The sequence below is a fragment of the candidate division Zixibacteria bacterium HGW-Zixibacteria-1 genome, from assembly GCA_002838945.1.
GTDB lineage: Bacteria > Zixibacteria > MSB-5A5 > GN15 > PGXB01 > PGXB01.
The window spans coordinates 18,378-29,414 of sequence record PGXB01000046.1 but is presented as its reverse complement, the minus strand read 5'-3'; the positions used below and the strand labels follow the sequence as shown (position 1 = coordinate 29,414).

At 48.3% G+C, this 11,037-nt stretch carries 13 protein-coding genes and 1 tRNA gene; 4 read left to right on the top strand and 10 right to left on the bottom strand.

Going from position 1 to position 11,037, the window contains the following annotated elements; genetic code table 11:
* Positions 1 to 46: 46 nt before the first annotated feature.
* A complete protein-coding gene (locus CVT49_14170) occupies positions 47 to 385 on the bottom strand; it encodes a hypothetical protein (protein ID PKK82377.1) in 339 nt (112 codons plus the stop codon).
* Positions 386 to 671: 286 nt separating this feature from the next.
* Between CVT49_14170 and CVT49_14165 the strand changes: the two genes are divergently transcribed.
* Positions 672 to 744 (top strand) — tRNA-Lys (locus tag CVT49_14165).
* Here the strand turns inward: CVT49_14165 and CVT49_14160 are convergent.
* Both CVT49_14160 and CVT49_14155 read right to left on the bottom strand, forming a co-directional pair.
* On the bottom strand, positions 706 to 2,073 hold the full coding sequence (locus CVT49_14160) for a hypothetical protein (protein PKK82379.1): 1,368 nt from the start codon (positions 2,071 to 2,073) through the stop codon (positions 706 to 708). The genes CVT49_14165 and CVT49_14160 overlap by 39 nt on opposite strands.
* On the bottom strand, positions 2,057 to 2,593 hold the full coding sequence (locus tag CVT49_14155) for a hypothetical protein (protein ID PKK82376.1): 537 nt from the start codon (positions 2,591 to 2,593) through the stop codon (positions 2,057 to 2,059). Before CVT49_14155 ends, CVT49_14160 begins: the two co-directional genes overlap by 17 nt.
* A 373-nt stretch (positions 2,594 to 2,966) precedes the next feature.
* On the opposite strand from CVT49_14155, the gene CVT49_14150 reads away from it, so the two are divergent.
* The 3 genes from CVT49_14150 to CVT49_14140 are packed head-to-tail and all read left to right on the top strand — an operon-like array spanning position 2,967 to position 4,993.
* Complete coding sequence (locus CVT49_14150) at positions 2,967 to 3,833, top strand: hypothetical protein (protein PKK82375.1); 867 nt, start codon at positions 2,967 to 2,969, stop codon at positions 3,831 to 3,833.
* The gene (locus CVT49_14145) at positions 3,833 to 4,108 is read left to right on the top strand and encodes a hypothetical protein (GenBank protein PKK82374.1); all 276 of its coding nucleotides are present in this window, start codon (positions 3,833 to 3,835) and stop codon (positions 4,106 to 4,108) included. Before CVT49_14150 ends, CVT49_14145 begins: the two co-directional genes overlap by 1 nt.
* 42 nt (positions 4,109 to 4,150) lie before the next feature.
* A complete protein-coding gene (locus CVT49_14140; GenBank protein ID PKK82373.1) occupies positions 4,151 to 4,993 on the top strand; it encodes a hypothetical protein in 843 nt (280 codons plus the stop codon).
* A gap of 62 nt (positions 4,994 to 5,055) precedes the next feature.
* Here CVT49_14140 and CVT49_14135 read toward each other — a convergent pair whose 3' ends face one another.
* The 7 genes from CVT49_14135 to CVT49_14105 are packed head-to-tail and all read right to left on the bottom strand — an operon-like array spanning position 5,056 to position 11,018.
* Positions 5,056 to 6,270: a hypothetical protein gene (locus tag CVT49_14135; protein ID PKK82372.1), complete on the bottom strand. Its 1,215-nt coding sequence runs from the start codon at positions 6,268 to 6,270 to the stop codon at positions 5,056 to 5,058.
* 18 nt (positions 6,271 to 6,288) lie between these two features.
* Positions 6,289 to 7,182 carry a 1,4-dihydroxy-2-naphthoate octaprenyltransferase gene (menA, locus tag CVT49_14130; GenBank protein PKK82371.1) on the bottom strand — a complete coding sequence of 298 codons (894 nt, stop codon included), beginning with the start codon at positions 7,180 to 7,182 and terminating at the stop codon, positions 6,289 to 6,291.
* Positions 7,179 to 7,919: a bifunctional demethylmenaquinone methyltransferase/2-methoxy-6-polyprenyl-1,4-benzoquinol methylase UbiE gene (locus tag CVT49_14125; GenBank protein ID PKK82370.1), complete on the bottom strand. Its 741-nt coding sequence runs from the start codon at positions 7,917 to 7,919 to the stop codon at positions 7,179 to 7,181. The genes menA and CVT49_14125 overlap by 4 nt, the downstream gene beginning before the upstream one ends.
* On the bottom strand, positions 7,904 to 8,644 hold the full coding sequence (locus CVT49_14120; protein ID PKK82369.1) for an ABC transporter permease: 741 nt from the start codon (positions 8,642 to 8,644) through the stop codon (positions 7,904 to 7,906). The genes CVT49_14125 and CVT49_14120 overlap by 16 nt, the downstream gene beginning before the upstream one ends.
* Positions 8,637 to 9,440, bottom strand: a complete 804-nt coding sequence (locus CVT49_14115; GenBank protein PKK82368.1) for a hypothetical protein — start codon at positions 9,438 to 9,440, stop codon at positions 8,637 to 8,639. The genes CVT49_14120 and CVT49_14115 overlap by 8 nt, the downstream gene beginning before the upstream one ends.
* Entirely contained in the window at positions 9,382 to 10,338 is a 957-nt protein-coding gene (locus tag CVT49_14110; GenBank protein ID PKK82367.1) for a hypothetical protein, read from the bottom strand. The genes CVT49_14115 and CVT49_14110 overlap by 59 nt, the downstream gene beginning before the upstream one ends.
* Entirely contained in the window at positions 10,335 to 11,018 is a 684-nt protein-coding gene (locus CVT49_14105) for a hypothetical protein (GenBank protein PKK82366.1), read from the bottom strand. The genes CVT49_14110 and CVT49_14105 overlap by 4 nt, the downstream gene beginning before the upstream one ends.
* Between the last annotated feature and the right edge of the window lie 19 nt (positions 11,019 to 11,037).

Below are 11,037 nucleotides of genomic sequence, written 5' to 3'. Positions count from 1 at the left end.
AACATCTGAACACCTCCTGTCCTTCGGGACTCAGGATGAGAAAGAATCATAATAATAGTATCCTTTCTCCGTGTCCACTAAATCGGGGGAACTTCAAATCTCTAAGTTCCGAGTTTGTCAGTTCAGTCAAAGATGTTTTCCTAATATTCAATCTAAGTTCTCTTTGTCTATATTCATTTAGCTGCTCTTCCTTGACTACCAGTCTATCTTTGGAATAATCCAAATGTGTTTTTAGTGTCTCTATTTGACCAGCAAAATACCATGTCGAAATAAAGAAACCCCCGGTAAGCCCGAGACCAAATAATATGATGAATGTCAAAGGTGCCGTAATTAATGTACTATAATTTCGCTTGAAAAAATTTATGCTATAATCAGAAAAACCCATTTGTTATGACATCTCCTCTCATACGATAAATGTCTGCCTAAATAATCGGATTTGTATAGACCCGCAGTAAAGTACATAATCAATAAAAAAATTACAATATGAAAATACAACATGAGCAAATTATAAGAATATCGGTTTGTGGCGATATCTTTCAATTTTTCTTGCTAAGTAACATTGGATTAGGCTGGTGGTATTTATAAGTCTTGAGTCTATTATAATAGAATCCCGATAAAATATAATTATTTTGGCCTGTAACATCATAAATAGCAAGACCAAATGAAACGATGCGCCATTAGCTCAGTTGGTAGAGCAGCTGACTCTTAATCAGCGGGCCCAAGGTTCGAGTCCTTGATGGCGCATTTTTTATTGGTGTCGAGTATCGATCGAATCTTCTTAATACCGAAAACCGCAAAATCATATAAAAACAACAGCGTAGCCGCCGCCAGAATTGTCTGGGTTATCTGTGCCGGATAAAAAACCCGCGAACCCTGCCAGAAAGTCACTCCGGACAGCGCCGCAAAGTACAGCATTATTATCAGCAAGCAGGCCGCTCCGGCCAAATCCCGGCGGGCCAGAACAAAAAAGCCTGTTATCGAAAGAACCAGCATCAGCGGCATCCGATAGCCCCACTTAACCGGATAATATATTATTGAAATCCACCTGAAATCAGGAGTTAATTCATTTTGAAGACTGGATATGGCGGTGGCATTGTCCCAGATATTCCGAAAATAGTACTTGATGTATAAAATCGGATGTTTCCTGAATGAATACATCAGAAAATCCAGGGTCTCAGTCTGGGCCCTGCGATAATCCCCGGCATGTATCGGTATCATTGAGGACTCATACATCGAATCCCGGACCTTATCCAGCTCCCACGTCCTTCCGCCCCGCTCATTATTCATGACCTGTGCCCCCAGATAAATTCGTGCCGCTTTCAGGCCGGTGTCGGACACGACAAAAGTATCATGAACCGCCAGATTTCTGATGGCCCATATCGAGGAAATACCGAATATGATCAACATCGTGACCAGGACTCTGGACATAATTCCGCGGCATCGGGAATCCTGCCGTCGTGACGGATAAATTAAAGCGATTAAAATCATAACAAATGGAAATACAAGTGCCACCGACCGCACCAGAACCGCCAGACCGCCCCAGATTCCGGCCCAGACGGCTGTTGACCATTTGTCCGATTTCAAACTTCTGAAAAATTGATGGACCGACAGGCAAAAGAGAAAGAAAAACAACGTTTCGGTCAAAACTGAATTAGCCAGAGTGATCGAAGTCAACGATACTACGGAAATCAAGCCGGCAATAAATGCCACAGGCTTATTGTCCAGAATGATAATTGCAATCTTATAAATTAACAGACAGGATAAGCTGCTTAATATTATCTGAAAAATAATTGCCGGCCAGAATGTCAGGCCGAAGATTCCGGTCAGGACACCCAAAAAAAACGGATATCCGGGGCCGACCAGGAATAAATCATACTGTCCGGATTGGGATTTTCCGAATAAATAATCGGAGGCGCCGATATATTTCGGCGTATCGCTGAAAAGCTGGGTCATACTTACGGAATCATGTCCGGCGGACAGCAGCAGCATGAACACCAGGCGCAAACATAGGGCGGTCAATACAACAATAAGCGGTAATCGATGTTCCTTCCAGAAGTCACTGATCCTGATCATCGGGTGGTTCCTCCGGCGACTGTTGACCGAATATGTGTGGAAAATTTTCTTTTTTAGTGTTGAAAACTACAAGAACCAGCATCGAAATCATAAATACCGTAAAGTAAAACATCGACCATGATTCCATTCTTCTGTCAAGAGAACGTATCTGCCACTTCATTTCACCATTATTTTCCGAACCGGGTATTGGCTCTGTCATAATTGTTACCTTGTGAACATAACGTGATTTGAGCCAGTAACTGCTGCTGGTTGCAATATATACTGTATTATAAATATCCGGCAGATCTTCCTCGTGTATGTATATATTCGCGCTAGCCATCTCATCTCGAGCCTTCTTCATCTCGCCGACCGGATTGGTTGTCTGATAAGCATTAATTAAACGTGGTGGGATTTCATCCGAATACTTAATTCGATGGAATTCATATTGCCGCAGCAGAATGCCGCCGGCAATGAATATGGCCAGAAGCGCCAGGAAAGATAATAACCGTGGAACCTTTCTTCCCCTGATAAATTGGATCATTGGCCTCTTTCGAATTTCTTGAAAGTGGTTTGTGTTGCTTATATAATAACGTTTTGGATGAATATGGTCAAGTTTTGAAGCAAGCTTGATTAATCGGGAGGCAAGAGACGTGAATATTATATGCAGCAGCCTTACTCTGACCGAACATTTGGCTGCCCTAACTATAAGGAGTTAAAAGCATTACAATAAAAATTCTTCTTGAGGTAAGACTGAATTCTTGCGGTGAATCGTTATTTTATGTGCTTGAGCGCTTCTGCATAAAGGGCCGCTGCCAAAATTCCGCTTGAAATTGGTTGCCACAGAATGTAAATTAATTTATGTCCTATCTGCTTTTAGTCGAACCGCGTCCAATTTATTCCAGGGAGAACTAACCATGCTTATCCGGCGATTCCAAACCGCAATTTTAATGATGCTGACCCTTATAATGCCGCTCGGCGGCGGCACCGGGTCATTTGTCTCGGATAAAGGGCTGATTGTCACCAACCATCATGTTGCAGTCGGCGCCGCCCAGAAACAGAGCACCGTCGATCAAAATTATCTTATCGACGGTTTCTATGCCGGTTCGCTCGAAGAAGAGATTCCGGCCATTGGTTACAACGCCTATGTTACACTGACAACGGAAGATGTCACCGAGCGGGTTCTGGCCGAAGTGAACGATAGCATGAATGATCTTGAGCGCCATCAGGCTCTCGAAACCGCCCAAAAGAAAATTGTCAAAGAGGCCGAAGAGGGACGCGATGTCAACTGCGAGGTGGCCGAGATGTTCGGCGGTACGAAATTTGTCCTGTACACCTATTTCAAGATTCGTGATATTCGGATTGTTTATGTCCCGCCGTACTATATCGGCAATTATGGCGGCGATATCGATAACTGGATGTGGCCGCGCCATGTCGGCGATTTTTCGTTCCTCCGCGCCTATACTGCACCCGACGGCTCCTCGGCCGATTATGCGCCTGAAAATATTCCGTATCATTCAAAAGTCTGCCTGCCCATATCCTCCGCCGGCGTTAAAGAAGGCGATTTCGCCATGGTCATCGGTTTTCCCGGAAGCACCAGCCGTTATGCCTCATCCTATGAAATCGAAAATCTGGAAAAATATTACTATCCCGACGCCATTCAGGCCATGAACGTCCGGATCGCCATCCTCGAGGAAGCTTCGGCGGCCGATTCATCCGTGGATATCAGGCTGGCTTCACGCATGCAGGGCATCAATAATTATCAAAAAACAGCGTCGGCATGATGGAAGGTTTTCAAAAAGCCGGATTGTTGGCGATAAAGAGAGCGGAAGAAAAAAAACTAACAGAATTTCTTAAGAGTGATCCGGCGCTGTACGAAAAATACGGGCAGGTTCTCCCGGAATATGACAGCCTGTACAAAGAACAGAACAAAATAGAACTGAGGCAATTGCTGCTCCGCGGAGTGTCATATAACTGCGACTTGTATGATGCCGCCCTGACTCTTCACAAATGGGCCCTGGAACGGGAGAAAGATGACGTCGACCGTGAGCGGGGTTAGCAGGATCGGGATTCGATTAAAACCAGGGAATCGCTCGAGGATATGCAGATCAACTTTGTCGAAGGTGTGGACAAAACAACCATGAAGTACTATTTCCGGCGCCTGGTCGATCTTCCCCCGGATTTGAAAATCGCCGCGATCGAGAAAATTGTCGAAGGCAAAAAAGGCGGGGAAAAATATAAATATCTTGATGAGTACATCGACAGGCTTTACGCGAAAACAGTCCTCGGCAATAAAGAAAAAAGGCTTGAGCTTTTTGGAATGAGCCGTGAGAAGCTCGAGAAGCTGGATGATCCTTTCATTCGTCTGGCAATAGCGCTTCGCCCGGAACTCGATCGCTTCAAGGATCACAGCAAGGAAATTTCCGGCGCCGAGCAAAGACTCCAGCCCAGATTGATTGCCGCTTACGCCGCCTGGAGGAACGGACTCATGTACCCCGACGCCAACAGCACCATTAGATTCAACTATGGTTCAGTCAGGGGATACAGCCCCAAAGACGCTGTCTGGTATGATTATCTCACCTCCTTGACCGGAGTAATGGAAAAAGAAACCGGCATCGATCCCTTTATCGTTCCGGAAGAGCTCAAGGATGCTTTTGGGATGCACGACACGGCCGGCTTTACCGACAGCCATATCAACAATGTCCCCGTCAATTTCCTGACCACCAATGACGGCACCGGCGGCAATTCCGGAAGCCCGGTCATAAACGGCCGGGGAGAGATTATCGGATTGCTTTTTGACGGCAATTATGAAAGTATCGCGGCCGATTACCTGTTCGATGAAAAACTCGTCCGCTCCATCAATGTCGATATCCGATACATGCTCTATCTCATCGATCGGGTATATCACCTTGACGCTTTGAAGAATGAATTGACGGTGCATTAAACCTGCAAATAAAAGGGGCGACCGTGAAGGCCGCCCTTTTATTTATTCAATATATAATATCATTACAATGCCGATTGTATCCGGCACTCCAGCGCCACGTTGGAATAATTATCGAAATCCTCCGAGACCGTCACGCCCGTATAAACTTTGCCGAATAAATATGTCGCGAAATTGACATGATACCGGTTGTCCTGCCAGCCGAAAACCGGGTTGTGCATTCGGTCAAAGCTGACAATGGCCCGGTTGGATTGAAAGATACCATAGGCCCAGCCCGGATTAAATGACAGGTTGGCATCGAACCGCCGGAAATTGGTCTCCGTTTCGATATAATTAACACGCAGGGCCGCCTTGCCGTACTCGTCATAGCGCAGGAACAGAAGCGGCGAGTCGAAATGGCGGTAGTTGTCGGGAATCAATTGCGACAGCATCAGCGCCACGTCGAGATCGAGCTGTCCGGAGAATACTTGATTGTCGAAAGTCGGCCGAACATAGTGCGAGCCGGCATCGCCGAACATGATTCGAAAGTTGGTCCATTTGTACGTGCGCGGCACCTCGAGATAATTGAGCGAAAATGACGGCAAATTCGCAAAATCACCCCGGTTGTTGTAGCGCCCGATGTTGAATGAGTATCCAAAATCTTCCTGCCAGCCGCCCGCCAAACCGCCCAGCATGAATTGCTTCGGCAAATCGGCCAGAAAACCGCCGGTGAAACGCTCGTATTCATCCGGCTGGGATGACAACCCGCCAAAAAAAGTTAACTTGTCATATCGGTACTTGGCGCGGACAGAATAGATCTCGCTGCTTTCACCGGAAACATTGCTGTAGTCGAGGCCGACGGCAAAATTCAACGCCCCCGATTTTCCCATAATGTATGCGGCATAGGCATCGACCGGCTTCATATTATCGCTGTTCTGTTCGACGAATATGCCCTTGACAAAAAATCCGGTAGCCGTCAGAGGCACCAGCCCGGCCAGCCGCAGATCGCGAACATCGGGCTTCAGATAATTATGCGTCATCAAATACCGCGCTTCAAGCACCGGGAAATTGCGTTTATCCTGCAGTCTGATGCGTCCCAGGTACTGCGAAGCATCGATCGATGTGGCCGGCGGAGGAGTACCGTCTTCGGGAATCAATGTCTCAACCGCCTCATCCCAGCGCACGGTCATTTCCGAATTGACAATTTGAGCCTTTACGACAGTTGTAGACAAAATACTTATGACCGCGAACAATAACACTCTTTTCATAAAAAAACTATCCTTGTTGAAAAGTGAATTCATTTCAACCCTCTTTAAACTTTATCCAAAAACAACGACGACCAAAGTCAAAATCAGGCCGTTAAGCAGGTAAAATAATCTGACCTTACTTCCTCGGCCGTGAAGCTCGACCCAATCGTCGGTTTCCCTTATCATTTTATCTACTTTGTAAGCCAGCGGCAATGTTATCAGTGAAGACAAAGCCGAGAAATGCAGATAGCCGCTGATTACCAGCCCTATGAATGTAAAATAGGTGAAAGAAATGAAAATACGATATCCCCATAGCGAGCCCCTTCGCCCGAGACGGACGGCCAGGGTGTACTTACCGACCCTTTGGTCCGTTTCTATATCGGGAAATGACTGGTAGTATAATATAAGGGCCACCATCAGACCGATAGGCAATGACAGCAGAAGCGGCCTCATCGAGGACTGCCCGGTCAGCGCGACATACGTCCCCACCACCATGACCGGCCCCATATTGATTCCGACAAACAATTCGCCGAGACCATGATAGCCATAGCGAATCGGCCGGGCGGTGTAGTAGATGGACGAAAGAAACGCAAAGATCATGATAAAAATCAGCCACCATGCCTGCGACACCCATAAAATCCAGAGTCCAAGACATAAAGCCCCGATATAGGCCGCGATCATGAAATTCCTGATTTGCGGGAGGGTTATCGCCTCCTCCTGCAAAACGCGGCTGCCGCCGATCGAGTCACCCTCATCGGCCCCGGAATAATACTCGAAATAATCATTGGCCAGATTGGTATTAAGATGCACCAGGAAGGATGCGGCCAGTACCGCCAGCCAGCGCCAAAGATTCCAGGATCCTTCGCCGGCCGCCAAAACACCACCGAGCGCGAGAGGTACCATGGTCGCGACAAAAAACTGGGGACGGCTCGCCTGGTACCATGCCTTGATTACGACCCCTCTCAAACCACGATACCTTCATGAAGATAGGTGATGCCAAATGTCATCGAAAAGGCTTTGATATCTTTTAATCCAGCTTTCTCGAACTGTATACCAAGTTCATCAGGCTTTAAAAAATCCTCGATTGAATCGGAAAGATAATTGTAGGCGCCTTTATTGCCGGATATCAATTTCCCCACTATCGGTATGATATTTTTAAGGTACCATTTGAAGAACCGGCCCATCATGGTCTCGCGCGGCAGGGTCATTTCCAGCACCATAATTTTACCGCCCGGCCTGACCACCCGCGCCATTTCGCGCAGCGCGCCAATGCGGTCGGGAATATTCCTGAAACCGAATGCGACCGTCGCGGCATCGAATGTGTCATCCGCGAAGGGAAGCCGCATGGCGTCACCGGCGATATATTCTACTCGTGATGCCAGACCGGCGCGGGCTGTCTTGGCCGCAGCGATGTCGATCATGGCCTTCACGAAATCAACACCGGTTACTTTCAGTTCCGATCGTTTATGGGCCATGGTGATGGCCAGGTCGCCGGTTCCGGTTGCCACATCGAGGACATGACGCGCATCCGCGGGCAGCCGCCTTGTGGTGAAATTGCGCCATCTTATGTCCTGACAGCCCGAAAGAACATGATTCAGCAAATCGTAACGGGGCGTGATGGTGCTGAATATTTTCTTGACGGTCCTTATCCGCTCTTTCTCGGACCATTCATTCAACGGTTTTTTATTCAGATTCGGTTCCATCGGCAAAAAATGCGCTCCATAAAATCAAATGTTTCATAAAGGATGACGCCCAGCACCGCGAGAGATACCATCCCCGCGAATATCTGAGGGATATCGGCCCGGCCCCAGGCATCGAGAATGTAAAAACCCATGCCGTACTTCGTACTGATCGACTCGACAAAGAAAAGAACGGCAACTACGGTTCCGGCCGCGATTCGCAGTGACGTGAATACGGCCGGAAGGCACGACGGCCAGATGACATGCACGAAAAGATCCTGATTGGTTCCACCCAGGCTGTACAGCGAATAACGTGCGGCCCGATTGACACCGCGTGCGGCATCACGAGTGGTAATAAGAAGCTGGAAAAACAGAATCATGGCCAGCATGACTATTTTCCCCAAATCGCCCAGACCGAAAATTAACAGTACAATCGGAAGCAGGACTATTTTGGGTACGGGGTAGGACAGATATATCAACGGTTTGGCTAACCGGTCAATCTTCGGCGTCATGCCCAGGAATAATCCCAAGGGAACCGCCGTCACGAATGAGATTGCCAGCGCGGCCATGATACGAAAAACCGAGGCTCCGATATGCTGCCAGTATTTTTGCGAGCCGGCATCGTCCACCAGTTTCAGCAGGACGGTAATCGGCCCGGGCAGGGCATAATTGCCGGCCATCATGCTGACAATCTGCCAGAGGATTATCAATATCGCCAGGGTATATATATACCGCAGATACTTACGCATTGTACTTTTCCAGTTCGCTTCGCAGCTGCCGGGTCATCGTATAGAACTGATCCGACGCCCGGTAGTCGGCATTTCGGGCCATCGGGTTATCCAGCACGTTGGCTATTTTTCCAGGTATGCCGGACATTATCATTATTTTTTCCCCAAGCCTGACTGCCTCCGGAATATTGTGTGTCACCAGAACCATGCTCAGTCCCCGCGTCCGGCAAATACCGGCAATCAGATCCTGCAGTCTTTCACGGGTCAAAGTGTCCAGCGCCGCAAATGGCTCATCCAGCAACAGCAATGATGGCTTCAAAATCAGCGCCCTCCCCAGTGCCACCCGCTGTTTTTGCCCGCCGGACAATTGCTGTGGATAAAGATCGGCCTTGTCGGCAATATCCAGTTCGGCCAGCATGTCGTCGATTGTACCACTGTTTGTTTTCTCGCCGCGGATCTTCAGGCCAAGTTCGATATTCCGGCGGACCGTTTTCCATGGGAACAAACCGTACTCCTGCAGCACCAGACCAATCTCCCGCCGCGGGCCGTCGAGCCTGCGGCCGCCGAAATATACCAAGCCCCCGTTGGTGCCTTCCAGCCCGGCCAGCATCAGGAGAAGGGTCGTTTTGCCGCAACCCGACGGTCCGACCAGAACAATTGATTCGCCGTTTCCGACCGACAGACTGATCGGCGCCAGCGCCTCGACAACACTATCTTCGCTTCGATATGTCTTCGAGGCATCTTCGACTTCAATCAGATTATGGGAGGAATCGGTCATCGGTAAGTTCATTATAGTCGGGTTTTTTGGATATAACATTTCTTTCAAACAACCAGTTGACAACCGTGGTCAAAGTTTTTTCGGAGGGCATTTTCAATCTGGGAAAACGCGGCACCGGATAAGTCTCTTTGAGCGGCTCGGGAAGCCGCCCGTATTGCACCATCACCGGGCGCGCCGCATCCGGGTTCACATTGATAAACCGGCTGGCGCGATCGACCGCCAGAAGAAATTTCTTGACCGGTCCGGGATTGTTTTTAATGAATTCATCCCTGAAAATCAGCGTCGTCTGACTTGTTGATAGATCCTCATCATCCGCCAGCAATTCCGCTCCGGCAGCAATTGCCGCCGTTACCAGCGGCTCAGGAAGTGTCGCGGCATCTAGCTGCCCGGACAGAAGCATCTGCATCCTGAGTCCGATATTTTTCACCTCGGTAAAGTCGATGTCATCGGCGCTCAATCCGCCGGCCATCATCAATGACTCGGTCAGATAATCGATCACCGAATTTGATGACACCGCCGTCGGCACTCCTTTCAAATCTGCTATCTTATTAAAACCGCCGCCCGGTTTTCCAAGAACACCAAACATGCGCCGGTCGTAGCGGGTGTCATAGCCCGCCGCCACGATGGCGATATCCGAGCCGTTGGCCTCGATTACTGCCGGCGTGAAAAGATCACCGAAATAGCCGTCAATCGTTCCGGATATGATAGCAATGTCTTTCTCGGAGGCCGAATTGAAATTCACCAGCTCGACTTCGAGCCCATACTCCACAAAATATCCATTGGCTTCTGCAACAAAAAGCGGTAAAGCCTGAAGTGCCGGAAGAGTTCCGAATTTTATAATATTGCTTTCATCGGCGGCCTTCTTTTCCGAGCCACAGCCGTTAAACATAATTGTGACCAGAATCAATGATACTGTTATAACGTTTCCGATTTTCATTTAATTCCCCTTTTATTCGCTTTTTCTCCGAGGCCGCACCTGATGAAGTCAACTGTCGAATCGACCCACTCATGCAATTTGGCTTCATCAGCCAGATAAAAATCGGACGTCGGCGGCAGGAACTCGATGTAGTACGATCGAAGAAGATTATTGGAAATGACATTCAGCAAATAAACCGTCTTATCGACATCGATATCCGGTCTGATATCACCCCTTTTTATGCCCTCCCGTACGATTTCCTCCAGAAATGACTGCGCCTTCCGATGCAGCGCTTTTAGCTTATTTACACCGAACGGCGAATCACCGGACTGCAACACGTGAAAATAAATACGGGCCAGGTGAGGGTGCTTTTTAATAAATCGAAAACCCGAAAAAAGAAGATTATGAAATTGCGAAAAGAAATCCTGATCGACTGATTCGTCGCGGACTTTTCGCAAGTAATCCTTCACCCTGTTGGTGGCGGCATTCAGGACAAAGTCAAAAAGCAACTCCTTGCTTCGAAAATACTGAAATATCGATCCCTTGCTGACCCCGGCCACTCTGGCCAGAGTGTTCATCGAGGCCTTCGTATAGCCCTGGTCGGTGAACTCTGCGGCGGCGGCCTGAAATATATGCTCCTGCTTATCCTTTTTCAGGCGCTTGAAAACTTCAGTAATATATTCATTGCTCATACAATACATCCTTTAATGACCATGTGGT